Origin of the sequence: Streptomyces natalensis ATCC 27448, assembly GCF_000935125.1 — a bacterium.
Taxonomy (GTDB): domain Bacteria; phylum Actinomycetota; class Actinomycetes; order Streptomycetales; family Streptomycetaceae; genus Streptomyces; species Streptomyces natalensis.
Window position 1 is genome coordinate 106,017 of sequence record NZ_JRKI01000025.1, and the last position, 14,695, is coordinate 120,711.

Consider the following 14,695-nt stretch of genomic DNA (forward strand, 5'->3'; position numbering starts at 1 on the left):
CCTTTTGTTGGCGGACTTGGGGGTACGGCCTGCTTTTCGAAGGTTGAAAGGGGCCGGTTGAGTCGATGAAAAAGTGTAGTGATGGCACCTTCGTAGTGGGTGTGCTGTTCTGGAGTCATGACGACCACGCCCCGTATCGCGATCATCGGCGCCGGGCCCGGCGGGCTGCTCTGCGCCCGGGCCCTCCAGCGGCACGGCATCCCCGTCACCGTCTTCGACCGCGATGCGTACGCCGAAGACCGCCCCCAGGGAGGCACCCTCGATCTGCACGAGGACACCGGCCAAGTGGCCCTGCGCGCAGCGGGTCTGGACCGGGAATGTGCCGCCGTGGCCCGTCCCGAGGGGCAGGAGATGCGGCTGCTGGACCACACCGGCGCGCTGCTCTTCCGGCACCGCCCGGAGGCCGGCGAGGAGAGCAGGCCCGAGATCGACCGCGTCCAGCTGCGCCGCCTGCTGCTGGATGCGCTCGCGCCCGGCACCGTCCGCTGGGGCCGCTATCTGCGCACGCTCCACCCGCTCGGCGGCGGCCCGCACCGGGCCGAGTTCGACGACGGCCCGGACGACACCTTCGACCTGGTCATCGGCGCCGACGGAGCCTGGTCGCGGGTGCGTCCGCTGCTCTCGGACGACACCCCGCACTACTGCGGCGTCACCTTCGTCGAGACCGGAATCGACGACGCCGACAGCCGTCACCCGGACGTCGCCCGCCTCGTCGGCGACGGCAGCATGATGGCCGCGTACGACAACAAGGCCCTGCTCGCCCGGCGCACCGGCCGCGGCCGGATCCGCGTGTACGCGGCCTTCCGGGGCTCCCAGGACTGGGCGCTGGAGCAGGGGGTGGATCTCGCCGACCCCGAAGCCGTACGGGCCGCACTGCTCCGGCGCTTCTCCGGCTGGGACGACCGGCTGCTGGCGCTGCTGCGCGACACCGGCGCCGGATTCGTCAACCGCCCGCTGTACGCGCTGCCGGTGCCCCACACCTGGACCCACACCCCGGGCCTGACGCTGCTGGGTGACGCCGCGCACCTGATGCCGCCGTTCTCCGCGAGGGGCGCCAACCTCGCCCTGCTCGACGGCTGTGACCTGGCCGAGTCCCTCGCCCGGCACGCCGATGCGGACGAGGCCGTGCGCGCCTACGAGGCCGTCATGCTGCCCCGCGCGGCCGCGGCCGCCGAGGGCGCCGCACGTGGTCTGGACGCCGCCCTCGCCGCGGATGCGCCGCGGGGCACGCTGCGCCATCTGGCCCGCCGCCACTGACCGTTGCCGGTGCCCCGCCGGATCCACGCTCCGGCCCGTTCACCCCTGGGAGTGAGACGTGATGACCCATCCGACGACCGGCCGTCGCGAGCGCAAGAAGGCCCGGACCCGCAAGGCGCTCGCGGACGCCGCCCTCCGGCTGTTCCTGGAGCACGGCTACGACCAGGTGGGCGTCAAGGACGTGGCGGAGGCCGCGGATGTCTCGGTGACCACCCTGTTCAAGCATTTCAGCGGCAAAGAGGCCCTGGTGTTCGACCGGGACGGCGAGCGGGGCGAGGCGCTGGTCGCGGCCGTACGGGACCGGGCGCCGGGCCGGTCGGTGCTGGAGGGGCTGTGCGGCCATCTGCGGGAGCGGGTGCTCAAGGTGCAGGATCCCGAGTTCCGCGGGTTCCGGGAGCTGATCGATGGCACACCCGCGCTCAGTGAGTATGCGCACCGGATGTGGCTGCGCCACGAGACGGCGCTGGCCGAGGCGCTCGCCGAGGAGACCGGCCGGGACGCGGACGAGGTGACGGTGCGCGCGCTGGCCCACTACGCCCTGGCCGCGCCCCGGCTGGCCGGCGGCAGCGAGGACCCCGCCGCGGCGGTGGACCGTATCTTCACCCTTCTGGAGCAGGGCTGGGGCGGCCTCGGGGCCTGACGGAGCGGGCCCGCAGGGCGCCGACTTCCTTCTCTGCGGGCGCACTTGCCGCCCGAATGCGGCAATCCCCGAGCAAAAATGTTTTTGTCACACGAATAGCTCCTCGGTCGTCGTTGCGTCGTCTGATTCCCGTTTTTTGCCCGTAATGTCCCCATCGCGCCAATGGGTGGCATTGCGCGTCAAGAACAGGAGAACCGATATGTCCACGTCCGATATCCTCGCGGTCCGGGGCAGGCAGCTGGCGGCCGGCGCGGGCGCGCTGACCGCGGCCCTCGCTCTGGGGGCGACCTTGCTCGCCGCCGCTCCGGCTCAGGCTTCCGCACCCCCCGGGCCGCCCCAGGGTGAGCCGTACGGCGTCATCACCGCCAGTGGCGGCCTGAACTTCCGTCAGGACCCCAGCACCGACGCCATGATCCGGGGGCACTTCCGCCACCAGGCGAAAGTCGGCCTCCAGTGCAAGGTGCGCGGGCAGAGCATCGGCGGCAACAGCATCTGGTACCTGATCCGTGACTACGAGGACACCTGGGTCTCGGCGAAGCACGTCAACAACAGCGGCAACGTCAAATTCTGCAAGGACGTCGGGCGCAACCACGTCCCGGTGAGCAGCGCACCGAGGATGTCCAAGCCGCCGAAGCCGTCCAAGTCGCCGAAGTCTCCGAAGTCGCCGAAGCACGCCGCGGGCTGATCGTCCCGGCAGGGCCCGGCCCGGTACCGCAAGGGTGCCGGGCCGGGCTTCCGTGCGTTCCGGCGGCGGACCCTTCCGTATTTCTGAAACAAGTTCTACTGTGCCCCTCGGGCCGGCATCCGACGCGCCGTCAGAACGGTGAGGTGCGCCCGTCCGGCCGGCCGGACCGGACGAACTGGAGGGGCCGTGCACCTCGAATACACCCCCGAGCAACAGCAGTTGCGCGCCGAGCTGCGCACGTACTTCGCCGAACTGGTGCCGGACGACGCCCACACCCAGTACGCCGACCCCGCCGCCCAGAAGCGCTTCTACCGCGCGACGGTCCGCCGGCTGGGCGCCGACGGCTGGCTCGGCGTCGGCTGGCCCAAGGAGTTCGGCGGACGCGGGATGACCCCGATGGAACAGTTCGTCTTCTTCGACGAGGCCGCGCAGGCGGGCGTACCGCTGCCGCTGATGGCTCTCAACACCGTCGGCCCGACGATCATGCAGTTCGGCACCGACGAACAGAAGGCTTTCTTCCTGCCCCGGATCCTCTCGGGCGAGATCGACTTCGCCATCGGCTACAGCGAACCGGACGCCGGGACCGACCTCGCCGCCCTCAAAACCCGCGCCGTACGGGAGGGCGACGAGGAAAGCGGCCACTACGTCGTCAACGGCCAGAAGATCTGGACGACCAACGGCGACACCGCGGACTGGGTGTGGCTGGCCGTACGCACCGACCCGGACGCGCCGCCGCACAAGGGCATCACCATGCTCCTGGTCCCCACCAGCGACCCTGGCTACTCCTGCACCCTGATCAACACCCTCGCCTCGCACGACACCACCGCCAGCTACTACGAGAACATCACCGTCCCCGCCTCCCGCCGCGTCGGCCAGGAGAACAAGGGATGGCGGATCATCACCCACCAGCTCAACCACGAACGGGTCACCCTCGCCGCCCACGGCACCATGGCCATCCGCGCGCTCCACAACGTCCAGCGCTGGGCCGCCCGGACCAAGCTCGCCGACGGCCGCCGGGTCATCGACCTGGGCTGGGTGCGCGGCCGGCTGGCCCGTACCCACACCCGGCTGGAGGCGATGAAGCTGATGAACTGGCAGATGGTCGACGCGCTCCAGCGCTCCACGCTCACCCCGCACGACGCCTCCGCGGTCAAGGTCTACGGCTCCGAGGCCCGGCGCGACGCCTACGCCTGGCTGATGGAGATCGCCGGCTCCGCGGGCCCGCTCAAGGAGGGTTCGGCCGGTGCGGTGCTGCGCGGCGAACTGGAACGCGGCTACCGCTCCGCCGTCATCTTCACCTTCGGCGGCGGCAACAACGAGATCCAGCGCGAGATCATCTCCTGGATCGGCCTCGGCATGCCCCGCGTGCGGCGCTGACCGCGACGGAGGTGCGGTGATGGCAGGCGACCCCGGGCTCTTCGGGCCGCGTTCGGTGACCTGGCAGATGCACGGCGACCCGATGATGTGGATCGCGGGCGTCCGCGCGCTGTACCTCCAGGCGCTGCACCCGCGCGCCGTGGCCGGCGTCATCCAGAACTCCGCCGCTTTCCAGCAGAATACGAGGGGCAGACGCGATGCCTGGGGCCGGCTGATGCGTACCGCGCACTTCGTCGGAACCGTCACCTACGGCACCACCGCGGCCGCCGAGCGGGCCGGCGCAGGCGTCCGCGGCCTCCACCGCCGGCTGTCCGCCGTCGACACCGCCACCGGCGAGCACTTCCGCATCGACGATCCGGAGCTGCTGCTGTGGGTGCACTGCGCCGAGGCAGCCTCCTACCTGCACGTCCTGTGGCGTTCCGGCTTTCCGCTCACCGACGCCCAGGCCGACGCCTATCTGGACGAGCAGCGCACCAGCGCCCGGCTGGTCGGACTCGACCCGGAGCGAGTCCCCGGTGACCGGGCCGGGTACGCCGCCTACTTCGCGTCCGTACGGCCACGGCTCGACCTGACCCGCGGGGCGCGCCAGGTCGACGCCTTCCTGCGCAGACCGCCGACCCCCGCCCCGCTCGTCCCCGCCCGCGCCCTGGTGTGGCACCGGGTGGCCGCGCTGGCCTACGGTGCGCTCCCGTCGTACGCCCATGACCTGTACGGACGCCCCGCGCCCCGGCCCGCCACCGTCACCCGCCGGCTGCGCGCCACCGGCCGACTCCTTCGCGCCATTCCCCCCTCCGCGCGCTGGCGGCTCCCACCGCGTCATATCCTGCGCGCGGTCGAACGGCTCGGCCCCGACACCCGCCCAGCGCCCTACAAGCTGCGCCGGTCGGCCGCCATACTGGACGGAGGGGAGGGCCCGCAGGGGGACCACTGAACGCGGGTATCAGGACGGGGGTGACGAGACGCGATGACGAAGGACCGGCTGCTCCAGGGGCGCTACCGGCTGCTCGACGTCATCGGACGCGGGGGGATGGGCGAGGTCTGGCGGGCCCGGGACGAAGCGCTCGGCCGGCAGGTCGCCGTCAAATGCCTCAAGCCCAGGGGGCCGCGGCAGGAGCCGGGCTTCGTCACCGTGCTGCGGGAGCGCTTCCGCCGCGAGGCGCGGGCCGCAGGCGGCCTCCAGCACCGCGGCATCACCGTCGTCCATGACTTCGGTGAGGACGAGGGCACCCTCTTCCTCGTCATGGAGCTGCTCAGCGGCCGCAACCTCAGCCAGCTGATGGACGACAACGGGCGCCGGCCGCTGCCCGTCCCGGACGTCATCGACATCGCCGAGCAGGTCGCCGCGGCACTCGCCTACACCCATGCCCAGGCCATCGTGCACCGCGACCTCAAACCGGCGAACATCGTGCGCACCCTGGACGGCACGGTCAAGATCTGCGACTTCGGCATCGCCCGGCTCGGCCATGACATCGGCTTCACGGCCCGGCTGACCGGCACCGGCGTGGCCATGGGCAGCCCGGACTACATGTCCCCCGAACAGATCGGCGCGGACACCGTCGACGACCGCAGCGATCTGTACTCGCTGGGCTGTGTGCTCTACGAGATCGCCACCGGCGCCCCGCCGTTCGGCAGCGGCGACGCCTGGGCGGTCCTCGTCGGCCACCGCGACACCGCCCCCGAACCGCCCCGCACCCACCGCCCCGAGCTCCCCGAGCCGTATGAGCGCATCATCCTCGACCTGCTCGCCAAGGACCCGGACGACCGTCCGCAGGACGCCGACGAGCTGGGTAAACGCCTTGCCGACGCCCGCCAGGTCGCCCCCGGGACCGCCCCGCTCGCGGGCGACGGCGGTACGGTGGCCCGGCGGCAGCCCTCGTGGACGCGGGGCATGACCCTCGGCTCCCCGGCCCATCCGGTCCGCCGTCCCCCGGCCGACCCGGCCACCGCCGTCCTCACCGACACCTGGACCGGCGACAAGGGCCGTCGCGAGGAGGTCTCCCCGGCCGCCGGGATTCCCCGGCCGGTGCTGCCCGACGACGACCCCGACGCCCTCACCGCCCGCCTGGAGGCGGGGCTGGCGCTGGGCGGACGGGGCCGGCACTTCGAGGCGCACCAGATCTGCGTCGCGGTGCTGGCCGGACGCGAACGCCTCCTGGGCCCCGACCACCCCGACACCCTCGCCTGCCGCCACCACCTCGCCTTCGGCCTCGCCGACCTGGGCCGCCTGGAGGACTGCTACGCCATGGCCCACGAGGTGGCCCGGGCCCGCGCCCGGGTGCTCGGCCCCCGGCACCCCGACACCCTGGTCACCCGCTACGAACACGCCCATGTGATGGGCCGGCTGGGGCACTGGGAGGAGGCGCTGCGGACGTACCGGGAGGTGGCCGCGGCCCGTGCCGAGGTCTTCGGCCCCGCCCATAACGACACCCTCGCCGCCCGTTACGAGACCGGTATCACCCTGGGCCGGCTGGGCCGCAGCGCCGAGGCCCTGGCGGTCTACCGCGATGTGGTGGCCGCCCGTACGCGTGCCTGGGGCGCCGACGACCCCGAGACGCTGCGCGCCCGGCACGGCCTGGGCGTCAACCTCGGGCGTCTGGGACGCTGGGAGGAGGCCCTGGCCGAGGCCCGTGCGGTGGCGGCGGCGCGCGGGCGGGTGCTGGGCGGCGACCACCCCGACACCCTCGTCAGCCGCCGGGAGATCGCGGTGGCGCTGGGCTGGCTGGGCCGCTGGGCCGAGGCGCTGGGCGACTACCGCCAGGTCGCCGACGCCCGCGAACGCGTCCTGGGCCCCGGCCATCTCGATGCGCTGGCCAGCCGTACGGACGAGGCGCAGTGCCTGGAACAGCTCGGCCGTACGGACGAGGCCACCGCCCTCTACCGCCGGGTCGCGGCACTGCGCCAGGAGCGCGCCGCCCGGCGGTAGCCGGTCTCCTCACGTGCGAGGCGAGGGCCGGTCGGGGCGTGTGGTGCAGGGGCGGTCAGGAGCGTGCGGTGATCCGGTAGAGGACGGTGCCGTGCGCGGGCACCCGCGCCGCGATCCGCCCGTCGCTGTGCCGGCCGCGCCCGGTGACCAGATTGCGCAGCCAGTACGACGACGCCTCCGGCAGCCCCGCCGCCTCGGCCGTGGTGGACAGCGTCCGCGGCGTATCGCCGGAGTTGAACAGCGCCACCGCACGGTCGCCGTTGTGCAGCCGCTTGGACATCACCGTGAAGCCGTCGTCCTGCGCGATGACCTCGCCCTGCCGGCCGAGCGGGTCCTGGTCGACGGCGATGATCGCGCGGTTGCCGAGCACCTCGCGTGCCTCCGGGGACAGTTCGGCCAGATTCGTACTGGAAATCAGCGGCGCTGCCATCATCGCCCACAGCGACATCTGGCTCTGCATCTCGTGACGGCTGAGCCCCGAGTCACCCACGAGCAGGAAGTCGGGGTCGTTCCAGCGCCCGGGCCGCTGGAGACCGTCCAGCTTCGCGTTGTAGCGGAAGTTGTAGAGGATGGAGGACCACTTCGTGGCCGGGCTCTGCTGTTCCAGCGCGATGTCCCGGCCGCCCCGCCACAGGTTGCCCAGCTTGGCGGACCATTCGATGACCCGGTGCCAGACGCTGTCGCCGTCGAACTGGAAATAGGCCGGCGCCGACACCGAGAAGGTGATGGGACGCCCGGTGGCCTCCAGTGCCCGGCTCTGCTGCTCGTACACGTCGCGGTAGCTCTGCTCCTTGGTACGGCCCGCCGGCCGGGGCACATTGCAGCCGTCCGCCTTGAGGTAGTCGACGCCCCAGCCGGCGAACTGCCGGGCGTCCGGCTCGAAGTGCCCGTAACTTCCCGGGTACTTCCCGCAGGTCAGGGTGCCGACGTCCTCGTAGATGCCGAACTTGAGCCCCAGCCGGTGCAGTTCCCGGCCGACATAAGCCATGCCGTGCGGGAACTTTGCCGGGTCCGCCACCAGCTCGCCCTGCGGTCCGCGCTGTTTGGCCATCCAGCAGTCGTCGATCGTCACGGTGTCGTAGCCCCGGTCCGCGAGCCCGCTGCGTGCGAGCGCCCGGGCGTTGTCCAGGACGACCTTCTCGTTGACGTCGCAGGTGTAGTACGACCAGTTGTTCCAGCCCATCGGGGGTCTGGGCGCCAGATTGGGATAGGCCCCGGCGCCGTGCCGGGCACCCTCCCGGGCGACGGCGGCGGTGTCCGGGCGGGCGGCGGTGCGGTGGGCGTCGGGCGCGGCGCCGGCGGGGCCGGTGGAGGCGAGCAGTCCGGCGGAGCAGGCGACGACGGTGGTCAGTGTGGCGAGGATGCGGCCGGTGCGGGGAACCTGACGGTGGGACACGGGTCACCTCACGGGGTGGGCGGGACGGCCGGGGCGTGCACCGCCCGGTGCGGTGTGTCCGGCGGGCGGTGCGGCGCACGGCCGGACGCTAGAAGTCGGCCCCCGCCCGGTCAAGAAGCCGCACCGTCCCGACCGGCGGTTTCACGCCTGCGCCGGGCGGGCGCGATGCCGTGTGCGAAAGCCGTGTGCCCGGAGGGGTCTGATGGGGTGTTACCGGGGAGTTCGACGGTGTGATCCCCGAGGGTCCCGGCGTGATACCCGGCCGCCTGACGATGTGTTACCAAGGGGCATGCGGACTTCGTATGACGTGGTCATCGTCGGCGGCGGGCACAACGGTCTGGTGGCCGCCGCCTACCTCGCACGCGCCGGGCGCAGCGTGCTGGTACTGGAGCGGCTGGACCACACCGGTGGTGCGGCCGTGTCGACCCGGGCGTTCGCCGGGGTCGACGCCCGGCTGTCCCGTTACTCCTATCTCGTCAGCCTGCTGCCGCAGAAGATCGTGCGGGACCTCGGGCTGCGCTTCGCCGTCCGGAAGCGGACCGTCTCCTCCTACACCCCCGCCGTCCGCGACGGCCGTCCCACCGGCCTCCTGGTGGGGGGCGGCGAGGCCCGCACCCGCGAAGCGTTCACCCAACTGACCGGATCCGACCGTGAGTTCGCGGCCTGGCAGCGTTTCTACGGCACCACCCACCGGCTCGCCCAACGGGTCTTTCCCACCCTCACCGAACCGCTGCCCACCCGCGCCGCCCTGCGCGCCCGGATCGACGACGACGCCACCTGGCACGCCCTCTTCGAACGCCCCCTGGGCGAGACCATCGAGGAGACCTTCGCGGATGACCTGGTCCGCGGCGTCGTCCTGACCGACGCCCTGATCGGCACCTTCGCCGCCGCCCACGATCCGGCCCTGCGCCAGAACCGCTGCTTCCTCTATCACGTCATCGGCGGCGGCACCGGCGACTGGGACGTCCCCGTGGGCGGCATGGGCGCCCTCACCGACGCCCTGGCCGAGGCCGCCCGCGAAGCCGGGGCCGAGATCGTCACCGACTGCCCGGTCACGGCCCTCGCCACCGACGGCCGAGCGGCGGAAGTGACCTGCCCTCAGGGCACCTTCGGCGCCCGCCGGGTACTGGTCAACGCCTCCCCGCGGGAACTGGCCCACCTCCTGGGCGAGACCCCGCCACCGCCCGCCGAGGGCGCCCAGCTCAAGGTGAACATGCTGCTCACGCGCCTGCCGCGGCTGCGCGACGCCCGGGTCGACCCCCGGGACGCCTTCGCCGGCACCTTCCATGTCGCCGAGGGCTACGACCAGCTGGAGCGCTCCTACCGGCAGGCCGCGGCCGGCGGCCTGCCCGCCGCCCCGCCCTCGGAGATCTACTGCCACTCCCTCACCGACCCCTCCATCCTCGGCCCCGACCTCGTCCGCACGGGCCACCAGACCCTCACCCTCTTCGGCCTGCACACCCCCGCCCGCCTCTTCACCGACGACCACGACGCCACTCGCGACCGCCTGCTGGCCGCCACCCTGGCCGAGCTGGACGCCCACCTCGCCGAGCCGGTCGCCGACTGCCTGGCCACCGACGCCGACGGCCGCCCGTGCATCGAGGCCAAGACCCCGCTTGACCTGGACCGCGAGCTGGGGCTGCCGGGCGGCAACATCTTCCACCGCGAACTGGCCTTTCCGTACGCGGACCCGGAGGACGAGCGGGCCGAGGGCGCGCCGGAACGCTGGGGAGTGGCCACCGCCCACCCCAACGTCCTGCTGTGCGGGGCGGGCGCGGTGCGCGGCGGGGGAGTGAGCGGGATCCCGGGGCACAATGCGGCGATGGCGGTGCTGGAGGAGGGGTGAGGGGCGGGGCGGCGAGGAGTGTCTGATAGACCATCAGAAAATCTCTTCCCTCGTGCGCCCCGCTGCGGCATCCTGCGCCCATGCAGACGGAGCTGAGCAACGCGCTGGGCGTCGAGCACGCCGTCTTCGGGTTCACGCCCTTCCCCGCGGTCGCCGCGGCGATCACCCGGGCGGGCGGGTTCGGGGTGCTCGGCGCGGTCCGCTACACCGCGCCGGGCGAGCTGGCCCGCGATCTGGACTGGATGCAGGAGCACACCGACGGGCTGCCGTACGGCCTCGATGTGGTGATGCCCGCCAAGAAAGTGGAGGCCCCGGACAATCACACACTGACCGAGGCCGACATCGAGGCGATGATCCCCGAAGAACACCGGCGGTTCGTCACCGAAATCCTCGACAAATATCACGTGCCGCAGCTCGCCGACGGGGAAGCCTCCGGCTGGCGGATCACCGGATGGATGGAACAGGTCGCCCGCACCCAGCTCGATGTGGCCTTCGACTATCCGATCAAGCTGCTCGCCAACGCCCTCGGCTCACCGCCGTCCGATGTCGTCCGGCGCGCCCATGACCACGGCATCCTGGTCGCCGCCCTGGCCGGCAGTCCCCGTCACGCCCTCCGCCACAAGGCCGCCGGTATCGACGTCGTCGTCGCCCAGGGCTACGAGGCCGGCGGCCACACCGGGGAGATCGCCACCATGGTCCTCACCCCCGAAGTGGTCGCCGCCGTCGACCCGTTGCCCGTTCTCGCCGCCGGCGGCATCGGCACCGGCGAACAGATCGCCGCCGGCCTCGCCCTCGGCGCCCAGGGCGTCTGGCTCGGCTCCCTCTGGCTGACCACCGAGGAGGCCGAACTGCACTCCCGCCGGCTGACCGCGAAACTGCTCGCCGCCGGTCCCGGCGACACCGTCCGCTCCCGCGCCCTGACCGGCAAGCCCGCCCGCCAGCTGCGCACCGACTGGACCGACGCCTGGGACGACCCCAGCGGCCCCGGCCCGCTGCCCATGCCGTTGCAGGGACTGCTGGTCGCCGAGGCCAACTCCCGTATCCAGCGGCACGAGGTGGAGCCGCTGCTGGGCACGCCGGTCGGCCAGATCGTCGGCCGGATGACCAGCGAACGCAGCGTTCAGGCGGTCTTCGACGATCTCACCCGCGGCTTCGAACGGGCCATCGACCGTATCAACCGCATCGCCGGAAGGAGCCAGCCGTGAGCCGGCCCCCCAACGGCTTCTGGGCGCAGGCGAGCGCCGACCCGGAACGCACCGTCCTGATCGCCCCGGACGGCCAGGAGTGGACCGCGGGCCGGCTGCACGCCGCCGTCAACCAACTGGTGCACGGCCTGTGCGCATCGGGCCTCGAACGCGGCGACGCCTTCGCCGTCGTCCTCCCCAACGGCGTCGAGTTCTTCACCGCCTATCTGGCCGCCTCCCAGGCCGGGTTCTATCTCGTCCCCGTCAACCACCACCTCGTCGGCCCCGAGATCGCCTGGATCGTCGCCGACTCGGGCGCGAAGGCGCTCATCGCCCACGAGCGCTACGGGGCCGCGGCCCGCCAGGCCGCCGACGAGGCCGGGCTGCCGGCCGGGCAGCGCTACGCCGTCGGCACCGTCGACGGATTCCTCCCCTACGAGCGCCTCCTCGCCGGACAACCCGAGTCCCCGCCCGCCGACCGCACCCTCGGCTGGGTCATGAACTACACCTCGGGCACCACCGGACGCCCCCGTGGCATCCGCCGCCCGCTCCCGGGCAAGCCCCCGGAGGAGACGTATCTGGGCGGCTTCCTCGCCATCTTCGGCATCAAGCCGTTCGACGACAACGTCCACCTCGTCTGCTCGCCGCTCTACCACACCGCAGTGCTGCAATTCGCCGGTGCCTCCCTGCACATCGGCCACCGCATCGTCCTGATGGACAAGTGGACGCCCCGGCAGATGCTGGCCCTGATGGACGCCCACCGGTGCACCCACACCCATATGGTCCCCACCCAGTTCCACCGCCTCCTCGCCCTCCCAAAGGAGGTACGCACCTCCTACGACGTGAGCGCCATGCGGCACGCCATCCACGGCGCCGCGCCCTGCCCCGACCACGTCAAACGGGCCATGATCGAATGGTGGGGCGACTGCGTCGAGGAGTACTACGCGGCGAGCGAGGGCGGCGGCGCCTTCGCCACCGCCGAGGACTGGCTCAAAAAGCCCGGTACGGTCGGCAGGGCCTGGCCCATCAGCGAACTGGCCGTCTTCGACGATGACGGCAACCGGCTGCCGCCCGGCGAACTGGGCACCGTCTACATGAGGATGACCACCGGCGGCTTCAGCTACCACAAGGACGAGACCAAGACGAAGAAGAACCGCATCGGCGACTTCTTCACCGTCGGCGACCTCGGCTATCTGGACGAGGACGGCTATCTCTTCCTCCGCGACCGCAAAATCGACATGATCATCTCGGGCGGGGTCAACATCTACCCCGCCGAGATCGAGTCCGCCCTGCTCGGCCACCCCGCCGTCGCGGATGCCGCCGCCTTCGGCATCCCGCACGACGACTGGGGCGAGGAGGTCAAGGCCGTGGTCGAACCGGCCGAGGGCCACGAGCCCGGCCCCGCCCTCGCCGACGCCATCCTCACCCACTGCGCACGCCATCTGGCCCCCTACAAACGCCCGCGCTCCGTCGACTTCGTCGACGCCCTGCCCCGTGACCCCAACGGCAAGCTCTACAAACGGCGCCTGCGCGACCCGTACTGGGAGGGGCGGGAGCGGGCTGTTTAGGGGGTGCGGGGCGCCGTCGCCGGGCTCCGCTCCTGACCCGCCCACCCCCCGAAGGGGGGTGGGCGGCGGGGAAACAACAAAGCCGGGGTGGGCGGCGGGGAAACAACCCAGGGGTGCGCGGGGCGGGGCCGCGACGCTCTGTCCACAGGGCTTGACCTGGTGTCAGGCGAGCCCGAGGATCGCGCCATGACCCAAGCGCGGAGCAACACGGTGGACGCGGTCCTGCGGCGCAGCGCGCGGCGGGTGCCCCGGCGGACGGCGGTGCGGTTCGGGGACCGGGCCTGGACCTACCGCGAGCTGGACGACGCGGTGACGGCCGGGGCCCGGGTGCTGCTCGTGCAGGGGCTCCGGTCCGGTGACCGGGTCGCGTCGTACGGGCACAACTCCGACGCGTACCTGATCGCCTTTCTGGCCTGCGCCCGCGCCGGCCTGGTGCATGTGCCGGTCAACCACGCCCTCACCGGCGACGACCTGCGCTACATCCTGGAGCAGTCCGGCAGCACGCTGGTCCTCACCGATCCGGCCCTCGCCCACCGGCTGCCGGCCTCCGTGCGCACCATGCCGCTGTACGGTGCGCCGGACGGGCTCCTGGAGCTGCTCGCCGCGGCGGCGGAGACGGGCGGCGAGCCGGATCCGGCGCCGGATGCGACAGCGGCTCCGATGCCGGGTCCCACACCGGTGGCGGCCGCCGACGACACCCTCGTCCAGCTGCTCTACACCTCGGGGACCACCGCCCTCCCCAAGGGCGCGATGATGACGCACCGCGCGCTGGTGCACGAATACACCAGCGCCATCGTCGCCCTCGACCTCCGGGAGAGCGACCGGCCGGTGCACTCCCTGCCGCTCTACCACTCCGCGCAGATGCATGTCTTCCTGCTGCCCTATCTGGCGGTCGGCGCGGAGAACATCATCCTCGACGGACCCGCCCCCGACAGGATCTTCGACCTGGTCGAAGCGGGCCTGGCGGACAGCCTGTTCGCGCCGCCGACGGTCTGGATCGCGCTGTCGAACCACCCGGACTTCGCCGTCCGGGACCTCGGCGGCCTGCGCAAGGCGTACTACGGCGCCTCGATCATGCCCGTACCGGTCCTGGAGCGGCTGCGCGCCCGGCTGCCCTCCCTCGCGTTCTACAACTGTTTCGGGCAGAGCGAGATCGGCCCGCTGGCCACCGTGCTGGGACCGGCCGAGCACGAGGGCCGGATGGACTCCTGCGGCCGTCCGGTGCTGTTCGTGGAGGCCCGCCTGGTCGACGAGAACGGCCACGAGGTGCCCGACGGCACCCGCGGGGAGATCGTCTACCGCTCGCCGCAGCTGTGCACCGGCTACTGGGACAAGCCCGAGGAGACCGCCGAGGCTTTCCGGGACGGCTGGTTCCACTCCGGCGACCTCGCCGTCCGCGATGCGGAGGGCTATTTCACGGTGGTCGACCGGGTCAAGGACGTCATCAACTCCGGCGGCGTACTGGTCGCTTCCCGCCAGGTGGAGGATGTGCTCTACGAGCATCCGCAGGTCGCCGAGGTCGCGGTCATCGGGCTGCCGGACGAGCGGTGGATCGAGGCGGTGACCGCGGTGGTCGTACGGCGCACGGACGGCGACTGCGGCGGCGAGGGCAAGGGTGACGGCGGTGACGATGGCGACGATGCGTCCCTCGGCGCGGTGAGCGAGCAGGAGCTGATCGACGCCGCCCGTGCCCGCCTCGCGCCGTTCAAGGCGCCCCGGCGGGTGGTGTTCGTCGACACGCTGCCGCGCAACGCCAGCGGCAAGGTCCTCAAGAGGGAGCTGCGCGACCGCTTCGCCACGCCCTGAGCACCGGCCGGAG

The 14,695-nt window shown here is 72.3% G+C and carries 11 protein-coding genes; 10 read left to right on the forward strand and 1 reads right to left on the reverse strand.

Going from position 1 to position 14,695, the window contains the following annotated elements:
• Positions 1–117 precede the first annotated feature (117 nt).
• From SNA_RS15600 to SNA_RS15625, 6 genes are all read left to right on the forward strand, one after another.
• On the forward strand, positions 118–1,257 hold the full coding sequence (locus SNA_RS15600; RefSeq protein ID WP_037793121.1) for an FAD-dependent oxidoreductase: 1,140 nt from the start codon (positions 118–120) through the stop codon (positions 1,255–1,257).
• A 61-nt stretch (positions 1,258–1,318) separates the two neighbouring features.
• Positions 1,319–1,897 carry a TetR/AcrR family transcriptional regulator gene (locus tag SNA_RS15605; RefSeq protein WP_030070669.1) on the forward strand — a complete coding sequence of 193 codons (579 nt, stop codon included), beginning with the start codon at positions 1,319–1,321 and terminating at the stop codon, positions 1,895–1,897.
• 199 nt (positions 1,898–2,096) lie between these two features.
• The gene (locus tag SNA_RS15610) at positions 2,097–2,582 is read left to right on the forward strand and encodes an SH3 domain-containing protein (RefSeq protein ID WP_063894079.1); all 486 of its coding nucleotides are present in this window, start codon (positions 2,097–2,099) and stop codon (positions 2,580–2,582) included.
• 186 nt (positions 2,583–2,768) lie between these two features.
• Positions 2,769–3,959 (forward strand): acyl-CoA dehydrogenase family protein, encoded by a 1,191-nt coding sequence (locus tag SNA_RS15615; protein WP_044365463.1) that lies wholly within the window; start codon positions 2,769–2,771, stop codon positions 3,957–3,959.
• Positions 3,960–3,978: 19 nt separating this feature from the next.
• Positions 3,979–4,890 (forward strand): oxygenase MpaB family protein, encoded by a 912-nt coding sequence (locus tag SNA_RS15620; RefSeq protein ID WP_030070676.1) that lies wholly within the window; start codon positions 3,979–3,981, stop codon positions 4,888–4,890.
• A gap of 33 nt (positions 4,891–4,923) precedes the next feature.
• A complete protein-coding gene (locus SNA_RS15625) occupies positions 4,924–6,882 on the forward strand; it encodes a serine/threonine-protein kinase (protein ID WP_030070678.1) in 1,959 nt (652 codons plus the stop codon).
• 55 nt (positions 6,883–6,937) lie between these two features.
• On the opposite strand, the gene SNA_RS15630 is transcribed toward SNA_RS15625, so the two are convergent.
• Entirely contained in the window at positions 6,938–8,278 is a 1,341-nt protein-coding gene (locus SNA_RS15630; RefSeq protein WP_030070679.1) for a glycoside hydrolase family 27 protein, read from the reverse strand.
• 289 nt (positions 8,279–8,567) lie between these two features.
• Between SNA_RS15630 and SNA_RS15635 the strand changes: the two genes are divergently transcribed.
• From SNA_RS15635 to SNA_RS15650, 4 genes are all read left to right on the forward strand, one after another.
• The gene (locus SNA_RS15635) at positions 8,568–10,124 is read left to right on the forward strand and encodes a phytoene desaturase family protein (protein WP_030070680.1); all 1,557 of its coding nucleotides are present in this window, start codon (positions 8,568–8,570) and stop codon (positions 10,122–10,124) included.
• 80 nt (positions 10,125–10,204) lie between these two features.
• A complete protein-coding gene (locus SNA_RS15640; RefSeq protein ID WP_030070681.1) occupies positions 10,205–11,329 on the forward strand; it encodes an NAD(P)H-dependent flavin oxidoreductase in 1,125 nt (374 codons plus the stop codon).
• Complete coding sequence (locus tag SNA_RS15645; RefSeq protein ID WP_030070683.1) at positions 11,326–12,876, forward strand: acyl-CoA synthetase; 1,551 nt, start codon at positions 11,326–11,328, stop codon at positions 12,874–12,876. Before SNA_RS15640 ends, SNA_RS15645 begins: the two co-directional genes overlap by 4 nt.
• Before the next feature lie 186 nt (positions 12,877–13,062).
• Positions 13,063–14,682 (forward strand): fatty acyl-CoA synthetase, encoded by a 1,620-nt coding sequence (locus tag SNA_RS15650; RefSeq protein ID WP_044365466.1) that lies wholly within the window; start codon positions 13,063–13,065, stop codon positions 14,680–14,682.
• Positions 14,683–14,695: the final 13 nt, after the last annotated feature.